Genomic DNA, 15,241 nt, shown 5'->3' with positions numbered 1-15,241 from the left:
GGAGCACGATTGCCGATTTTCGACTAGCCCCAGCGCATCACAGCCAACAGCCACACCAGGGACAGCGCGGACGCCACCCAGATGCTCCAGCCGGTAGCGCCGATCACCAGCAAATGCAGGTAGGCGCTGCCGAGAAGACCGATAAACAGCCGATCACCACGGGTGGTGCTGATCGGTAAAAAACCGCGCCGGGGAATGCTTGGCGAACGCAGTTCCCAGGCGGTCATGCCCGCCAGCAGCAAGGCGATGACGCCGAAGAACAGCGCGGTGGGCAGGGTCCAGTTCATCCATTCCATGATCAGTTCCTCACACTCGGCCCAGGGCAAAGCCCTTGGCCACATGGTTGCGGACAAACCAGATCACCAGCATGCCCGGCAGAATGGTCAGCACCCCCGCCGCCGCCAGCACGCCCCAATCGATGCCCGAAGCCGACACGGTGCGGGTCATCACCGCTGCGATCGGCTTGGCGTTGACCGAGGTCAGGGTGCGCGCCAGCAGCAGCTCGACCCAGGAAAACATGAAGCAGAAAAACGCCGTCACGCCGATCCCTGAACCGATCAGCGGGATGAAAATCTTCACGAAGAACTTGGGAAAACTGTAGCCGTCGATGTAGGCGGTTTCGTCGATTTCCTTCGGCACCCCGGACATGAAGCCTTCGAGGATCCACACCGCCAGCGGCACGTTGAACAGGCAATGGGCCAAGGCCACCGCGATGTGGGTGTCGAACAGACCAATCGAGGAATAGAGCTGGAAGAACGGCAGGAGGAATACCGCCGGCGGCGCCATGCGGTTGGTCAGCAGCCAGAAGAACAGGTGCTTGTCGCCGAGGAAGCGATAGCGCGAGAACGCATAGGCCGCTGGCAACGCCACGCTGAGGGAGATCACCGTGTTCAGGCTGACGTAATACAGCGAGTTGATATAGCCGGTGTACCAGCTCGGATCGGTAAAGATCACCTTGTAGTTGGCCAGGGTGAATTGCTCGGGGAACAGGGTCAGGCCGCCAAGGATTTCCGTGTTGCTCTTGAACGACATGTTCAGCAGCCAGTAGATCGGCACCAGCAGGAACAGGATGTAGAGCAGCAGAGGCACCAGCTTTCTTGGGTTCATGTCAGGGCCTCAGCGGTTGGCGTCGGAGTGGGTCATGGCGGTATAGAACAGCCAGGACACCAGCAGGATGATCAGGAAATACACCAGGGAAAAAGCCGCGGCCGGTCCGAGGTCGAATTGCCCTACCGCCATCTGGGTCAGGGTCTGACTGAGGAAGGTGGTGGCATTGCCCGGTCCGCCGCCGGTGAGCACGAAGGGCTCGGTGTAGATCATGAAGCTGTCCATGAACCGCAGCATCACCGCGATCAGCAACACGCTCTTGAGCTTGGGCAACTGGATATGCCGGAACACCGCCCAACTGGAGGCGCGGTCGATGCGTGCCGCCTGGTAGTACACATCCGGTATCGCCCGCAGGCCGGAGTAGCACAGCAGTGCCACCAGCGAGGTCCAGTGCCAGACGTCCATCACCAGCACCGTGACCCAGGCGTCCATGGTGTTGGCCGCATAGTTGTAGCTGATGCCCATGGCGTTCAGCGTCGAGCCCAGCAGGCCGATGTCGGCGCGGCCGAAAATCTGCCAGATGGTGCCGACCACGTTCCACGGGATCAGCAGCGGAATCGCCAGGATAATCAGCACCAGCGACGACCAGCGGCCCTTGGTCGGCATGGTCAGGGCAATGCCGATGCCCAGGGGGATTTCGATCAGCAGCACGCAGGCCGAGTAGATGAACTGGCGCAGCAGCGAGTCGTGCAAACGCGGATCGAGCAGCACTTGTTTGTACCAATCGGCCCCGACGAAGTAACGGCTCGACTGGTCGAAGATGTCCTGCACCGAGTAGTTGACCACGGTCATCATCGGGATCACCGCGCTGAACGCCACCAGCAGGAACACCGGCAACACCAGCCACCAGGCCTTGTTGTTCTGCACCTTGTTCATGGCTGGACCTCCAGCAGGTAATCGTCGGCATAGACCATCAGCCACTGCGCCGGAAAACTGATCCAGGCGCTGCCCTCGGGCACCGGTTTGTCTTCGGCCAGGCGTACCTTGAGGGGCGCGCCGTCGAGTTTCAGGGTGAGGATCTTGTAGGTGCCGAGGTCTTCGACATGGATAACATCGGCACGCATCGCCTCTTCGTAGGGCTCATCCCAGACATGGATGAACTCCGGGCGAATGCCCACTTTCAGCGTCTTGAATTCGGACTCGGCAATCCGCCGTTGCATGGCCTCGGACAACCCCAGGTCGGTACTGGCAAAACCCACCCCACCGGCGCGCGGGCTGACCTCGATCAGGTTCATCCCCGGGCTGCCGATGAAATAGCCGACGAAGGTGTGGCTGGGGCGCTCGAATAACTCGCGCGGGGTGCCGAACTGAACGATCTGCCCGCCGTACATCACCGCGATCTTGTCGGCGAAGGTCGAGGCTTCGAGCTGGTCGTGAGTCACGTAGACCATGGTGATGTTGAACTGCTCGTGGATCTGCTTGAGCTTGCGCCGCAGCTTCCATTTCAGGTGCGGGTCGATCACCGTCAGCGGCTCGTCGAAGAGGATCGCCGAGACGTCATCGCGCACCAGTCCACGGCCCATGGAGACCTTCTGCTTTTCGTCGGCGGTGAGGTTGCGCGCCTTTTTCGCCAGCAGGTTCTGCAGGTCCAGCACCTCGGCAATTTCCTCGACCTTGCTGCGCACCCGCGCTTCGGCCAGGCCCTGGTTGCGCAGCGGGAAGGCCAGGTTATCGAACACCGTCATGGTGTCGTAGACCACCGGAAACTGGAACACCTGGGCGATGTTGCGCTTCTCCGGGGTCAGTTGGTTGACCACTTTATTGTCGAACAGCACCTGGCCTTCGGAGGGGCTGAGCAGGCCGGAGATGATGTTGAGCAAGGTCGACTTGCCGCACCCCGAAGGACCGAGCAAGGCATAGGCGCCGCCCTGCTCCCAGACGTGGTTCATTTCGCGGATCGCGTAATCCTCGGGCCCGCTGGGGCTGCGGGTGTAGCTGTGGGCGAGGTTGTGCAAATGTATTTCGGCCATCAGGCAACCCTCGCAACACGTCGCCCGGGCGCCTGCAACAAGCGGCCCTGGGCGTCGAAGACAAACAATTTGTGGGTCGGGATATAGATACGAATCGGCGCATCGACGTCGTATTCGTGGACCCCGGGCAAGTGCAGCACCAGCAGGAAATGCTCGTTGCGCACATGCAGGAAGGTTTCCGAGCCGCTGATTTCCGCGACTTCGACGGTGACTGCCAGCTCCAGGTCGTCATCGTTGCTGGGCACCAATGAGATATGGCTGGGGCGCACGCCAAAGCGGAACTCGCCCTCGCCCACCGCCCGCAGATCGACGTTGAGCGGGAAGTGCACGAAATTGGCGAAGCTGACTTCGTTGCCGCTGATGCGCCCCGGCATCAGGTTGATCGGCGGCTCGGAAAACAGCTCGGCCGCCAGCACCGTCTGCGGCTGGTGATAGACCTCGGCGGTCTTGCCACTCTGGATCACCCGGCCTTCGTGAAGAATGGTGGTGGTGCCGCCGAGGGCCAGGGCTTCGTTGGGTTCGGTGGTGGCGTAGATGGCAATGGTGTGGCGCGCCTGGAACAGCTCACGCATTTCCTGACGCAGCTCCTCACGCAGCTTGTAGTCGAGGTTGACCAGCGGCTCGTCGAACAGAATCAGTTCGGCATCCTTGACCAGCGCCCGGGCCATGGCGGTGCGCTGCTGCTGACCACCGGACAGTTCCAGTGGATAGCGCTGGAGGAACTTGTCGATGCGCAACATCTGCGCGGTTTCACGCACCTTGGTCTGGATGACTTCGGCCGAAACCCCGGCCTGGCGCAGCGGCGAGGCGATGTTCTCGAATACGGTCATGGTCGGGTAATTGATGAACTGCTGATAGACCATCGACACATTGCGCAGGCGCACCGGACGCTGGGTGACATCGACGCCATTCATCAGCACGCGGCCGCTGTCCGGCTTGTCGAGGCCGGCCATCAGGCGCATCAGGCTGGTCTTGCCGGACAGCGTGCGCCCGAGCAACACGTTGAAGGATCCGGGTTCGAATTTCAGGCAGGCGTCATCGATCCAGACCTGACCCTCGACGGTGCGGCTGACGTGCTCCAGGGTTAACGACATGGCGCGGCCTTTTTTATTATTGGGAGACAAGCGACCGGAGCAACAGAGCGACATTCGTGCCAGAAATTGCAAGTGGTTGATTCGTCGGGAAAAGCGTTATCAAGGCGGCTGATGACTGTTCATTGCTGAACACATTTGAACAGTTCATCTGGTTGACAATGAACAATAGTGAACAACACTCAATGGACGGTTTTTGCTCCGATCCTGTGACATTGATGGAACCTGTAGGAGCGAGCTCGCGAAAGCGGTGTGTCATTCAACGAATGTATTGACTGATCCGGCGCCTTCGCGAGCAAGCTCGCTCCTACAGGGGATTTCTGTGGTGTGCAGGAATTGGGCTCCATAACAACAATAAAAACATCGCATCAGAGGCTGACTGCCATGGCCGTTCCTGCCCCGCCCCTGTCCCATGACGCCATGGTCCAGGACTCCTGGTCCCGTTGCCGCAGCTTTGGCTTGCAACACCAAAGCGCTCCGGCCTTCGATCAACTGCCCGCCGCCGACATCTCGCGTCTGCTCGACAGCCAGCACGCGCTGGTGCAAACCACGCACCAGGAAGTGCTGCCGTATTACGAGAACATCCTCAGCAACTCCAACTGCCTGATCCTGCTCGCCGACAATCAGGGCCAGGTACTGACCTCCTGGGGCACCCAACGGCTGATCGACCCCGCGCTCAGCCGGGGTTTCAATGCCGGCGCCAACTGGCGCGAGCAATGCAGCGGCACCAACGCCATTGGCACCGCGCTGGCCTGCGAACAAGCGGTGCATATCGCCCACGATGAACACTTTCTCAAGGCCAACCGCTTCATGACCGGCTCGGCGGCACCGATCTTCGATGTCGAACGGCGGGTGATCGCCGTGCTCGATGTCTCCAGCGACAGCTACCTGCCGCCGGACCACACCCTGGGCATGGTCAAGATGATGAGCCAGACCGTGGAGAACCGGCTGATCCTGAATCTGTTCAAGGGTCAACACTTTCAACTGGTGTTCAACACCGGCCTGAACAACCTCGACAGCCAGTGGGCCGGGCTGCTGATTTTCGATGAAAGCGGCCAGGTGCTGTCGGCCAACCGCCGTGCCGACAACCTGCTGGGCGTGCGCCTGTCGCGAGTCAGCGTCGAAAGCCTGTTCAAGGTGTCGTTGCGTGAACTGCTCAATCAACCCGACGGCCAGCCCTTTGCCCTGCAAGCCGCTGGGCGCAATCGCTTTCATTGCCTGCTGCGGCGCCCGCAACAGCAACCGATCCAGCCTCGCGTGTTCAGCGAGCCGGCCGCGCCTGTTGCTGCCCCACAGACCATCGGCCTGAACACCCTGCACTTCGGTGACAGCCGCGTGGAAAAGGCTGTGCGCCAGGCTGAACGGCTGTTGGAGAAGGACATTCCGCTGCTGATCCATGGTGAAACCGGGGTCGGCAAGGAAGTCTTCGTCAAGGCCCTGCACCAGGCCAGCTCACGCAGCAAACAGGCATTGATTGCGGTCAACTGCGCGGCGATCCCCGCCGAACTGGTGGAGTCCGAACTGTTCGGCTACGAAAAAGGCGCGTTCACCGGTGCCAACCAGAAAGGCAGCATCGGGCTGATCCGCAAGGCCGACAAAGGCACGCTGTTTCTCGACGAGATTGGCGACATGCCACTGCCAACCCAGGCCCGATTGCTGCGCGTATTGCAGGAGCGCTGCGTGCAACCGGTGGGCAGCGGTGAGTCGTTCGCCGTGGATATCCGGATCATTTCCGCGACCAACCTGGTGTTGCGCGAGCAGGTGCAACTGGGGCGCTTTCGCGAGGATCTGTACTACCGCATCGGCGGCCTGACCCTCGAACTGCCGCCATTGCGTGAGCGCAGCGACAAACAGGCGATGTTCAAGCGCCTGTGGGAACAACATCGCGACCCTGCGCAGTGGAGCGGTTTGAGCGCGGAGGTGCTGGCGCTGTTCAGCCGCCATCCGTGGCCAGGCAATTTGCGCCAGGTCAGCAGCGTGCTGCAGGTGGCACTGGCCATGGCCGAAGACCAACCGATCCGCCCCGAGCATTTGCCGGATGATTTTTTTGTCGATTTGCAGATGGAACCGGTTGAGACGCCGCAGCCGTTGGCGGTGGATCTGGAGGATGCCGAGGATTTGAACCGGCAGTTGCAGGCGGTTGGAGGCAATATTTCGCACCTGGCGCGGCGGCTGGGGGTGAGTCGCAACACCCTCTATAAGCGGTTGCGTCAGGCCGAATAACCCATGCACCGCAGCAGTGGTGTATGGCTCCAGACCATCGCCAGCAGGCTGGCTCCCACAAAAGGCTGCGGTGATCACGATTCTGTGGGAGCTAGCCTGCTAGCGATTTGGCCAGCAGCAACACCGCAACACCCAAACCCGGCAGATAAACAAAAACCCGCACAAGGCGGGTTTTTGTCTCAAGCAACCACAGCAATCAGTCAGCCAGACGCCAAGTAGTCCCGCCCTTGCCATCTTCCAGCACCACGCCCATGGCGGTCAGCTGGTCGCGGATGCGGTCGGATTCGGCCCAGTCCTTGCCAGCCCGTGCGGCGAGGCGTGCAGCGATCAGCGCGTCGACTTCGGCGGCATCCACGCGCCCTTCGGCACCGGCTTGCAGGAAGTCGTCGGCTTCGAGTTGCAACACCCCCAACACACTGGCCAGTTCTTTCAGGCGCGCCGCCAGACCGGCTGCTGCGTCCAGGTCGCTGTCGCGCAGGCGATTGATCTCACGCACCATCTCGAACAGCACCGCGCAGGCTTCCGGCGTGCCGAAGTCGTCGTTCATCACCTGGGTGAAACGCTCGACGAAAGCTTCGCCGCCGGCTGGCGCCACGTTCGGCAGGCCTTTCAACGCATGGTAGAAACGCTCCAGGGCGCCCTTGGCGTCCTTGAGGTTGTCTTCCGAATAGTTGATGGCGCTGCGGTAGTGGCTCGACACCAGCAGGTAACGCACGACTTCCGGGTGGTACTTGTCGAGCACGTCGCGAATGGTGAAGAAGTTGTTCAACGACTTGGACATCTTCTCGCCATTGATCCGGATCATCCCGCAATGCATCCACGCGTTGGCGTAGGTCTTGCCGGTGGCCGCTTCGCTCTGGGCGATTTCGTTCTCGTGGTGCGGGAACTCCAGGTCGCTGCCGCCACCGTGGATGTCGAACGTCTCACCCAGGCAGCAGGTGGACATCACCGAGCACTCGATGTGCCAGCCCGGACGCCCGGCGCCCCATGGTGATTCCCAGCTCGGCTCGCCCGGCTTGACGCCTTTCCACAAAACGAAGTCCAGCGGATCTTCCTTGGCTTCGTCGACCTCGATCCGCGCACCGATGCGCAGGTCTTCGATCTTCTTGCGCGACAGCTTGCCGTAGCCCATGAACTTGCCGACGCGGTAGTACACGTCGCCATTGCCCGGGGCGTAGGCGAAGCCCTTGTCGATCAGGGTCTGGATCATCGCGTGCATGCCAGGAATGTGATCCGTGGCGCGCGGCTCCATGTCCGGCTTCTTGATGTTCAGCCGTGCTTCGTCTTCGTGCATCGCGGCGATCATGCGTTCGGTCAAGGCTTCGAACGATTCGCCGTTCTCGTTGGCCCGATTGATGATCTTGTCGTCGATGTCGGTGATATTGCGCACGTAGGTCAGGTCATAGCCGCTGAAGCGCAGCCAGCGGGTCACCAGGTCGAAGGCGACCATGCTGCGGCCGTGGCCGAGGTGGCAGTAGTCGTACACGGTCATGCCGCACACGTACATGCGCACCTTGTTGCCATCCAGGGGCTTGAAGACTTCTTTGCTCTTGGTGAGCGTGTTGTAGATCGTTAGCACGTTTAATCCTTGAATCACTGGCCCCAGGAATCACGCAGGGTCACGGTACGGTTGAACACCGGCTGACCGGGTTTCGAGTCCTTGATATCCGCGCAGAAGTAGCCTTCGCGCTCGAACTGGAAACGGTCTTCCGGCTGTGCATTGCCCAGCGAGGGTTCTGCACGACAACCGGTGAGTACCTGCAGCGAGTCAGGGTTGATGTTGTCGAGGAAGCTGGCGCTGTCTTCGGCCTTCTCCGGGTTCGGCGAGCGGAACAGGCGATCGTACAGGCGCACTTCGCACTCGACGCTGGCCGCAGCCGGTACCCAGTGGATCACGCCCTTGACCTTGCGGCCTTCCGGGTTCTTGCCCAGGGTTTGCGGATCGTAGGAGCAGCGCAGTTCGACGATGTTGCCGTCGGCGTCCTTGATCGCCTCGTCGGCGCGGATCACGTAGCTGCCACGCAGGCGCACTTCACCGGCCGGTTCCAGGCGTTTGTAGCCCTTCGGCGGCTCTTCCATGAAGTCGTCACGGTCGATGTAGATTTCACGGGCGAACGGCAATACCCGCACGCCCATGTCTTCTTTCGGGTGGCACGGCAGTTCAAGGTTCTCGACCTGGTCTTCCGGGTAGTTGGTGATCACCACTTTCAGCGGACGCAGCACGCACATCGCACGCGGGGCGCTGTGGTCGAGGTCGTCACGGATGCTGAATTCGAGCATGCCGAAGTCGACCACGCCGTCGGAACGGTTGGTGCCGACCATTTCGCAGAAGTTGCGGATCGATTTCGGCGTGTAGCCGCGACGGCGGAAGCCCGACAGCGTCGACATGCGCGGGTCGTCCCAGCCATTGACGTGCTTCTCGTCCACCAGCTGCTTGAGCTTGCGCTTGCTGGTGATGGTGTAGTTCAGGTTCAGGCGGCTGAACTCGTACTGGCGCGGGTTGGCCGGCACCGGCAGGTTCTCCAGGAACCATTCGTACAGCGGACGGTGGCTTTCGAACTCCAGGGTGCAGATCGAGTGGGTGATGCCTTCGATGGCGTCCGACTGACCGTGGGTGAAGTCGTAGTTCGGGTAGATGCACCACTTGTCGCCGGTCTGGTGGTGATGGGCGTGGCGAATGCGGTACATGATCGGATCGCGCAGGTTCATGTTCGGCGAGGCCATGTCGATCTTCGCGCGCAGCACGCGGGCGCCGTCCGGGAACTCACCGGCACGCATGCGGGCGAACCAGTCGAGGTTTTCTTCAACCGAACGGTCGCGGAACGGGCTGTTCTTGCCCGGCTCGGTCAGGCTGCCACGGTATTCCTTGGCCTGCTCGGGGCTCAGGTCGTCGACGTAGGCTTTGCCGGCCTTAATCAGCTCGACCGCCCAATCGTGCAGTTGATCGAAGTACTGCGAGGCGTAGCGCACTTCGCCCGACCACTCGAAACCCAGCCACTTGACGTCGCTTTCGATGGCGTCGATGTATTCCTGGTCTTCCTTGGCCGGGTTGGTGTCGTCGAAACGCAGGTGGGTGACGCCGCCGAATTCCTGGGCCAGGCCGAAGTTGACGCAGATCGACTTGGCGTGACCAATGTGCAGGTAGCCGTTGGGCTCAGGCGGGAAACGGGTGACGATCTGCGTGTGCTTACCCGAGTCCAGGTCTGCCTGGATAATCGGCCGCAGGAAGTTGACCGGCACGGCTGGGCCGGTCTTGGCATTCGAGGTAGGGTCGACAGTGGGCTTGCTCATAGGATCCTTGGGCATACGGGTGCGTGGCCTAGATACGGGCCGGACAAAACAAAACCGCTATCATAGCCGATGCGCTTGAGCCCCTGACAGAGCAGGCGGCAAAACTGCTGATTTTATTGGCCGCGCATTGAAAAACAGCCTCGAAATTCGCGCCTGTCGCGCTAAACTGCGCACCTTGGCCGTCAACGGCTGAACCGGTGCCGGGACGTGCTGTCCCAAAACCCACGAATTCCTTGAAAGAGTAGTAATCATGACCCAAGTCAAACTGACCACCAACCATGGCGAAATCGTCCTGGACCTGAACGCCGAGAAAGCCCCGATCACCGTGGCCAACTTCATCGAGTACGTCAAAGCCGGTCACTACACCAACACCGTATTCCACCGCGTAATCGGTAACTTCATGATCCAGGGCGGCGGTTTCGAGCCAGGCATGAAGGAAAAGAAAGACAAGCGCCCAAGCATCCAGAACGAGGCTGACAACGGCCTGTCGAACGACAAGTACACCGTCGCCATGGCCCGTACCATGGAGCCGCATTCGGCGTCCGCACAGTTCTTCATCAACGTGGCTGACAACAGCTTCCTCAACCACAGCGGCAAGAACGTGCAGGGCTGGGGCTACGCAGTATTCGGCAAAGTGACCGCCGGCACCGACGTGGTCGACAAGATCAAGGGTGTTTCCACCACCATGAAGTCCGGCCACCAGGACGTACCAGCAGACGACGTGATCATCGAGAAAGCCGAGATCATTGAGTGATATTGCTGATTTCAGACTTACATCTGGAAGAGGAGCGCCCGGACATTACCCGGGCGTTTCTGAATCTGCTCGCCACCCGCGCCCGCTCCGCCAGTGCGCTGTACATCCTCGGCGACTTTTTCGAGGCCTGGATTGGCGACGACGCCATGAGCCCGTTCCAGCGCTCCATCTGCCAGGCCCTGCGCGAACTCAGCGACAGCGGCACGGCCCTATTCCTGATGCACGGCAATCGTGACTTCCTGCTCGGCAAGGCGTTCTGCAAGGCCGCCGGCTGCACCCTGCTGCCAGACCCGAGCGTGGTGAAGTTCTATGGCGAGCCGGTGCTGCTGATGCACGGCGACAGCCTGTGCACCCGCGACGTCAGCTACATGAAGCTGCGACGCACCCTGCGCAACCCGCTGACCCTCTTCATCCTGCGCCACCTGCCGCTGCGCACGCGCCACGCGCTGGCGCGCAAGTTGCGCAGTGAAAGCCGCGCGCAAACCCGGGTCAAGGCCAACGACATCGTCGACGTGACCCCCGAGGAAGTCCCGCGGATCATGCAGCAGTACGGGGTGAAAACCCTGGTCCACGGCCACACCCACCGCCCGGCCATCCACAAGCTGCAACTCGGCGACCAGGCGGCCAAGCGCATTGTGCTCGGCGACTGGGACCGCCAGGGCTGGGCCCTGCAGGTCGACGAGCAGGGCTTCCAGCTGGCGGCCTTTGATTTCCTGCCGCCTGCAGTGCCGGCCCTACCCCAGCTATAAGCCTTACAGACAGGTCGCCAGCGCCGCCAAGCGGCGTTTGGCGACAAAGTTGTCTTCAACCGCGTAATACTTCAGCGAACCACCCTGCACATCAATAAAGGCCTCGGCGGAACGGGTGTAGACCGTGTAACCGCCGCCCTCGCTCGGCTCCAGGTAACCGCTGGCGTCGACGCCGAACATGTCCTCGTCCTGCCAGGCAAACTGCACGCACTGGGCAACGATCAGATCGGCCTTGTTCGAACTCAAGGTCTGCTTCGGCGCCTGGGTGCGCGCCTGTTTCATCGTTGACCCGGCACAACCCGCCAGCAGGACACCGGCCAGTGCCACCATCAAAATACGCATTGTGCTTCCTTAAAATGAGCAAAACGCCGACTCTATCACCCTGCGACGCTGTCTCGAAATGCACCGGCTCTGCTTAACTGGGGAAAAACGCCTGACCCGGATCAACACCGGCTACCCCAGGCTGCGCATACTGCCTATTTACCGAGGAAGATTCATGGCCCCAACCCAATCGCCACACGAACTGGCGCTGCAACGCTTCCTCAATGCGCACCCTGCGCTGCGCGAGGAACTCGACCACCTCAATCCCCTGGCCGCCCAGGCCAAGCACCAGAGCCTCGAAGTGTTTCGCAACGAACACCTGCATGAAGCCTTCGAAGCCGAGGCCGAGCGCCTGGGTTTGTTCGCCTGGGAGCTGACCCTGCAACTGACCAGCGCCACCCCCGAGGACTTTCAGGCGCAACGCCTGGAGGTGCACAAGGAAGTAGCGCAGATGGCCGGCATGGACTGGCCGGCGTATTGCGAACTGAACGGCATCAAGGAGTAAGCGATGCTGCCTACCGCCTCTCACCGCACACCTACCGCTGCTTTGCACCACACCCAGAAGTGGCGCGGGCGGATCGGCCTGTGCCTGGTGGCGAGCCTGTCGGTGCTGGCGGGCATGACCGATGCCATCGGCTTCATGGCCACCGGCGACTTCGTCTCCTTCATGAGCGGCAACACCACCCGCCTGGCCGTGGCGATCAGCGACGGTGACTGGCACCTGATCCTGCGTCTGCTGGGATTGGTCTTCATGTTCGTAATCGGCAATGCCCTGGGCGTGATCGTCAGCCGCATGGGCAGGCGGCGCGCCCTGCCGCTGATGCTGAGTATTTCCGGGCTGTTGTGCATGGCTGCCGCCTGGCCGTTCGAGGCCCGCTACCCGGCGCTGGTCGGAGCCGTGATCGCCATGGGCATGCTCAACGCTGCGGTAGAGCAGGTCAACGGCCTGCCCATCGGTCTGACCTACGTCACCGGCGCCCTGTCGCGCTTCGGTCGCGGGCTGGGGCGCTGGATGCTTGGCGAACGGCGCAATGGCTGGCGCGTGCAGTTGATTCCCTGGACCGGCATGTTCGCCGGCGCGGTGCTGGGCGCAGTGCTCGAACAGCGCTTCGGCCTGCAGGCCCTGTACGCCAGCGGCCTGCTCGCCGCGGTGCTGGGCATCGCGTCGCTGAAGATTCCACGGCGCTGGCAACTGGGCTACATGCCGCGCTGAATCGCCCTTCGCCGCTGCATCGATAAAGCATTATCATGGCCGCAGATTTTCCTCAGAGTTCGCCATGAAGTTTGCCATCGCGCTATTTTCCGCTGCACACGCGCCCTCCTCGCGCCGCGCCCTGCTGTTCGCCCAGGCGGCGCTGGCCGGTGGGCACGAAATTGTGCGGCTGTTTTTCTATCAGGACGGCGTCTATAACGCCTCGAACAGTCTGGTCACGCCTCAGGACGAACCGGACCTGGCGCGACAGTGGCGCGACTTTGTCAGCGCCAACCAGCTCGACGCGGTGGTGTGCATTGCCGCCGCCCTGCGCCGTGGCGTGCTGGACGCCGCCGAAGCCCAGCGCTACCAGCGCAGTGCGATCAACGTCGATGCGCCGTGGGAATTGTCCGGCCTCGGCCAACTGCACGACGCGGTGCAGGACGCCGATCGCCTGATCTGCTTTGGAGGGTCGTGAGCCATGCCTAAATCCCTGTTGATTGTCAGCCGCCAGGCGCCCTGGTCCGGCCCCAGCGCACGTGAAGCCCTGGACATCGTGCTCGCCGGTGGCGCGTTCGATTTGCCGATCGGCCTGCTGTTTCTCGACGATGGCGTGTTCCAGCTGGCCAGCGGCCAGAACGCCAAGGCGCTGCAGCAGAAAGACCTCAGCGCCAACCTGCAGGCCCTGGGTTTGTTCGGTATCGAAGAATTGTTCGTTTGCGCCGCCAGCGCCAGCGCCCGTGGCCTGACGCCCGACGCCCTGAGCCTCGACGAGCTGCAGCTACTGGATGCCGGGCAGATCTCGGCCGTTATCGATCGTTTTGACCAGGTGATTACCCTCTGATGTCGACTTTGCATGTCTTGTCTCACTCACCGTTCAACGACGACCGGCTGACCAGTTGCCTGCGCCTGATCGGCGCCAACGATGGGCTGCTGCTCACCGGCGATGCGGTCTATGCCCTGCAACCCGGCACCGCGCCGCTGCAGGCATTGCAGGCGCGGGGCGCTGGTTTGCGCGTGCTGGCCCTGGACGAAGACGTTCAGGCCCGGGGCTTGCAAGTGCCTGCAGGGGTTACCGCCATCGACTACCCGGCCTTCGTCGAACTGTCGATTGCCTACGACAAGGTCAACAGCTGGCTATGAATGCGCTGACCGTGGGTACACGGCACATCGAACTGGACAAGGACGGCTATCTGCTGGACCTGGCGGACTGGTCCGCTGAAGTCGCCGAGGCCCTGGCAGCGGCTGAAGAGCTTGAGCTGACCCCGGAGCACTGGGAAGTCCTCGAGTTGTTGCGCGGCTTCTATACGGAGTTCCAGCTGTCGCCGGCGACGCGGCCGCTGATCAAATACACCGCGCTCAAGCTGGGCGTGGACAAAGGCAACAGCCTGCACCTGAACCAACTATTCAAAGGCACCCCCGCCAAACTCGCCGCCAAGCTGGCGGGCCTGCCCAAACCGACGAATTGCCTATGACCGACTTCGCCCCACTGCTCACCGAAACGCCCGCCGAACACCCTTTTGCGCCCTTCGTGCGGATTCTCGGCAAAGGCAAGCGCGGCGCCCGCAGCCTGACCCGCGAAGAAGCCCGCGAGGCGATGGGCATGCTGCTCGACGATAAGGTTGAAGACACCCAACTCGGCGCGTTCCTGATGCTGTTGCGGCACAAGGAAGAAAGCCCGGAAGAGCTGGCCGGCTTCACTGAAGCCCTGCGCGAGCGCCTGGACGCGCCGTCGCTGGCGGTCGACCTCGATTGGCCGACCTACGCCGGCAAGAAACGCCACCTGCCCTGGTACCTGCTGGCGGCCAAGTGCCTGGCGCAGAACGGCGTACGCATCTTCATGCACGGCGGCGGCGCGCACACCGCCGGGCGCCTTTACACCGAACAGTTGCTGGACTTCCTGCAGATTCCACTGTGCCGCACCTGGCAACAAGTCGACAGCGCGCTGACCCAAGGCAACCTGGCGTTCATGCCCCTGGGCGACTGGGCGCCGCAGTTGCAGCGGATGATCGACCTGCGCAACACCCTCGGCCTGCGCTCGCCGATCCATTCACTGGCACGGATTCTCAACCCACTCGGCGCGCGCTGCGGCTTGCAGAGCATCTTCCATCCGGGCTACCAGGGCGTGCATCGCGACGCCAGCGGCCTGCTGGGGGATAACGTGATCGTGATCAAGGGTGATGGCGGCGAGATCGAGATCAACCCGGACGCCGACAGCCACCTGTACGGCAGCAGCGGCGGCGTCAGCTGGGACGAGGAATGGCCGCAATTGTCGGCGCAGCGTCACGTCAAACCGGCGAGCCTCGACCCCGAGCACCTGAAAGCCGTGTGGCGCGGCAAAGTGGTCGACAGCTACCCGCAAATGGCCCTGATTTCTACCATGGCCCTGGCCTTGCGTGGCCTCGGCACCCCGCGCGAGCAGGCGTTTATCACTGCCCAGCAATACTGGGACGCCCGGGACAAATCGATTTAACCGATCATTCCCGCCCACTCTTTGCGCTTTTAGTTCGAACCCATGGCCCTACACTCGACTCCAATGTTTA

At 61.9% G+C, this 15,241-nt stretch carries 18 protein-coding genes; 10 read left to right on the top strand and 8 right to left on the bottom strand.

Annotated elements, in window-relative coordinates; genetic code table 11:
• Positions 1–23 precede the first annotated feature (23 nt).
• From ACZYR5_RS23665 to ACZYR5_RS23645, 5 genes are read right to left on the bottom strand one after another with little or no spacing between them, the layout of a single operon-like run.
• Positions 24–296 (bottom strand): DUF2160 domain-containing protein, encoded by a 273-nt coding sequence (locus ACZYR5_RS23665; RefSeq protein ID WP_489091647.1) that lies wholly within the window; start codon positions 294–296, stop codon positions 24–26.
• 10 nt (positions 297–306) lie between these two features.
• On the bottom strand, positions 307–1,107 hold the full coding sequence (locus ACZYR5_RS23660; RefSeq protein ID WP_489091648.1) for a carbohydrate ABC transporter permease: 801 nt from the start codon (positions 1,105–1,107) through the stop codon (positions 307–309).
• 9 nt (positions 1,108–1,116) lie between these two features.
• Complete coding sequence (locus ACZYR5_RS23655; protein ID WP_489091649.1) at positions 1,117–1,983, bottom strand: carbohydrate ABC transporter permease; 867 nt, start codon at positions 1,981–1,983, stop codon at positions 1,117–1,119.
• The gene (locus tag ACZYR5_RS23650; RefSeq protein ID WP_489091650.1) at positions 1,980–3,077 is read right to left on the bottom strand and encodes an ABC transporter ATP-binding protein; all 1,098 of its coding nucleotides are present in this window, start codon (positions 3,075–3,077) and stop codon (positions 1,980–1,982) included. Before ACZYR5_RS23650 ends, ACZYR5_RS23655 begins: the two co-directional genes overlap by 4 nt.
• Positions 3,077–4,171 carry an ABC transporter ATP-binding protein gene (locus tag ACZYR5_RS23645; protein WP_489091651.1) on the bottom strand — a complete coding sequence of 365 codons (1,095 nt, stop codon included), beginning with the start codon at positions 4,169–4,171 and terminating at the stop codon, positions 3,077–3,079. Before ACZYR5_RS23645 ends, ACZYR5_RS23650 begins: the two co-directional genes overlap by 1 nt.
• 381 nt (positions 4,172–4,552) lie before the next feature.
• On the opposite strand from ACZYR5_RS23645, the gene ACZYR5_RS23640 reads away from it, so the two are divergent.
• Positions 4,553–6,391: a sigma-54-dependent Fis family transcriptional regulator gene (locus tag ACZYR5_RS23640; RefSeq protein WP_489091652.1), complete on the top strand. Its 1,839-nt coding sequence runs from the start codon at positions 4,553–4,555 to the stop codon at positions 6,389–6,391.
• Between the two features lie 196 nt (positions 6,392–6,587).
• Here ACZYR5_RS23640 and cysS read toward each other — a convergent pair whose 3' ends face one another.
• Complete coding sequence (cysS, locus tag ACZYR5_RS23635) at positions 6,588–7,970, bottom strand: cysteine--tRNA ligase (protein ID WP_489091653.1); 1,383 nt, start codon at positions 7,968–7,970, stop codon at positions 6,588–6,590.
• A gap of 14 nt (positions 7,971–7,984) precedes the next feature.
• The gene (locus tag ACZYR5_RS23630; protein WP_489091654.1) at positions 7,985–9,682 is read right to left on the bottom strand and encodes a glutamine--tRNA ligase/YqeY domain fusion protein; all 1,698 of its coding nucleotides are present in this window, start codon (positions 9,680–9,682) and stop codon (positions 7,985–7,987) included.
• A 250-nt stretch (positions 9,683–9,932) separates the two neighbouring features.
• Between ACZYR5_RS23630 and ACZYR5_RS23625 the strand changes: the two genes are divergently transcribed.
• Complete coding sequence (locus ACZYR5_RS23625) at positions 9,933–10,436, top strand: peptidylprolyl isomerase (RefSeq protein WP_489091655.1); 504 nt, start codon at positions 9,933–9,935, stop codon at positions 10,434–10,436.
• Positions 10,433–11,185, top strand: a complete 753-nt coding sequence (gene lpxH, locus ACZYR5_RS23620) for a UDP-2,3-diacylglucosamine diphosphatase (RefSeq protein WP_489091656.1) — start codon at positions 10,433–10,435, stop codon at positions 11,183–11,185. The genes ACZYR5_RS23625 and lpxH overlap by 4 nt, the downstream gene beginning before the upstream one ends.
• A gap of 3 nt (positions 11,186–11,188) precedes the next feature.
• On the opposite strand, the gene ACZYR5_RS23615 is transcribed toward lpxH, so the two are convergent.
• Positions 11,189–11,527, bottom strand: coding sequence for a hypothetical protein (locus ACZYR5_RS23615; protein ID WP_489091657.1), 339 nt, complete (start codon positions 11,525–11,527; stop codon positions 11,189–11,191).
• Between the two features lie 154 nt (positions 11,528–11,681).
• Between ACZYR5_RS23615 and ACZYR5_RS23610 the strand changes: the two genes are divergently transcribed.
• From ACZYR5_RS23610 to ACZYR5_RS23580, 7 genes are all read left to right on the top strand, one after another.
• The gene (locus ACZYR5_RS23610) at positions 11,682–12,011 is read left to right on the top strand and encodes a DUF6388 family protein (protein ID WP_489091658.1); all 330 of its coding nucleotides are present in this window, start codon (positions 11,682–11,684) and stop codon (positions 12,009–12,011) included.
• Between the two features lie 3 nt (positions 12,012–12,014).
• Positions 12,015–12,719, top strand: coding sequence for a YoaK family protein (locus ACZYR5_RS23605; RefSeq protein ID WP_489091659.1), 705 nt, complete (start codon positions 12,015–12,017; stop codon positions 12,717–12,719).
• A gap of 64 nt (positions 12,720–12,783) precedes the next feature.
• Positions 12,784–13,176: a sulfurtransferase complex subunit TusD gene (gene tusD, locus ACZYR5_RS23600; protein WP_489091660.1), complete on the top strand. Its 393-nt coding sequence runs from the start codon at positions 12,784–12,786 to the stop codon at positions 13,174–13,176.
• 3 nt (positions 13,177–13,179) lie between these two features.
• On the top strand, positions 13,180–13,542 hold the full coding sequence (tusC, locus tag ACZYR5_RS23595; protein ID WP_489091661.1) for a sulfurtransferase complex subunit TusC: 363 nt from the start codon (positions 13,180–13,182) through the stop codon (positions 13,540–13,542).
• Positions 13,542–13,841: a sulfurtransferase complex subunit TusB gene (gene tusB / locus ACZYR5_RS23590; protein WP_489091662.1), complete on the top strand. Its 300-nt coding sequence runs from the start codon at positions 13,542–13,544 to the stop codon at positions 13,839–13,841. Before tusC ends, tusB begins: the two co-directional genes overlap by 1 nt.
• Complete coding sequence (locus tag ACZYR5_RS23585) at positions 13,838–14,173, top strand: TusE/DsrC/DsvC family sulfur relay protein (protein ID WP_489091663.1); 336 nt, start codon at positions 13,838–13,840, stop codon at positions 14,171–14,173. Before tusB ends, ACZYR5_RS23585 begins: the two co-directional genes overlap by 4 nt.
• Complete coding sequence (locus ACZYR5_RS23580; protein WP_489091664.1) at positions 14,170–15,171, top strand: glycosyl transferase family protein; 1,002 nt, start codon at positions 14,170–14,172, stop codon at positions 15,169–15,171. The genes ACZYR5_RS23585 and ACZYR5_RS23580 overlap by 4 nt, the downstream gene beginning before the upstream one ends.
• Positions 15,172–15,241 lie beyond the last annotated feature (70 nt).

It is taken from the genome of Pseudomonas sp. F007, assembly GCF_057814275.1.
The sequence above is the reverse complement of the archived record's forward strand: the minus strand, read 5'-3'. Positions and strand labels throughout refer to the sequence as shown.

What these genes read in the sequence shown, in the direction of transcription:
- ACZYR5_RS23665 (WP_489091647.1), bottom strand. Translation starts at nt 296, where the DNA reads ATGGAATGGATGAACTGGACCCTGCCCACCGCGCTGTTCTTCGGCGTC.
- ACZYR5_RS23660 (WP_489091648.1), bottom strand. Translation starts at nt 1,107, where the DNA reads ATGAACCCAAGAAAGCTGGTGCCTCTGCTGCTCTACATCCTGTTCCTG.
- ACZYR5_RS23655 (WP_489091649.1), bottom strand. Translation starts at nt 1,983, where the DNA reads ATGAACAAGGTGCAGAACAACAAGGCCTGGTGGCTGGTGTTGCCGGTG.
- ACZYR5_RS23650 (WP_489091650.1), bottom strand. Translation starts at nt 3,077, where the DNA reads ATGGCCGAAATACATTTGCACAACCTCGCCCACAGCTACACCCGCAGC.
- ACZYR5_RS23645 (WP_489091651.1), bottom strand. Translation starts at nt 4,171, where the DNA reads ATGTCGTTAACCCTGGAGCACGTCAGCCGCACCGTCGAGGGTCAGGTC.
- ACZYR5_RS23640 (WP_489091652.1), top strand. Translation starts at nt 4,553, where the DNA reads ATGGCCGTTCCTGCCCCGCCCCTGTCCCATGACGCCATGGTCCAGGAC.
- ACZYR5_RS23630 (WP_489091654.1), bottom strand. Translation starts at nt 9,682, where the DNA reads ATGAGCAAGCCCACTGTCGACCCTACCTCGAATGCCAAGACCGGCCCA.
- ACZYR5_RS23625 (WP_489091655.1), top strand. Translation starts at nt 9,933, where the DNA reads ATGACCCAAGTCAAACTGACCACCAACCATGGCGAAATCGTCCTGGAC.
- ACZYR5_RS23615 (WP_489091657.1), bottom strand. Translation starts at nt 11,527, where the DNA reads ATGCGTATTTTGATGGTGGCACTGGCCGGTGTCCTGCTGGCGGGTTGT.
- ACZYR5_RS23610 (WP_489091658.1), top strand. Translation starts at nt 11,682, where the DNA reads ATGGCCCCAACCCAATCGCCACACGAACTGGCGCTGCAACGCTTCCTC.
- ACZYR5_RS23605 (WP_489091659.1), top strand. Translation starts at nt 12,015, where the DNA reads ATGCTGCCTACCGCCTCTCACCGCACACCTACCGCTGCTTTGCACCAC.
- tusD (WP_489091660.1), top strand. Translation starts at nt 12,784, where the DNA reads ATGAAGTTTGCCATCGCGCTATTTTCCGCTGCACACGCGCCCTCCTCG.
- tusC (WP_489091661.1), top strand. Translation starts at nt 13,180, where the DNA reads ATGCCTAAATCCCTGTTGATTGTCAGCCGCCAGGCGCCCTGGTCCGGC.
- tusB (WP_489091662.1), top strand. Translation starts at nt 13,542, where the DNA reads ATGTCGACTTTGCATGTCTTGTCTCACTCACCGTTCAACGACGACCGG.
- ACZYR5_RS23585 (WP_489091663.1), top strand. Translation starts at nt 13,838, where the DNA reads ATGAATGCGCTGACCGTGGGTACACGGCACATCGAACTGGACAAGGAC.
- ACZYR5_RS23580 (WP_489091664.1), top strand. Translation starts at nt 14,170, where the DNA reads ATGACCGACTTCGCCCCACTGCTCACCGAAACGCCCGCCGAACACCCT.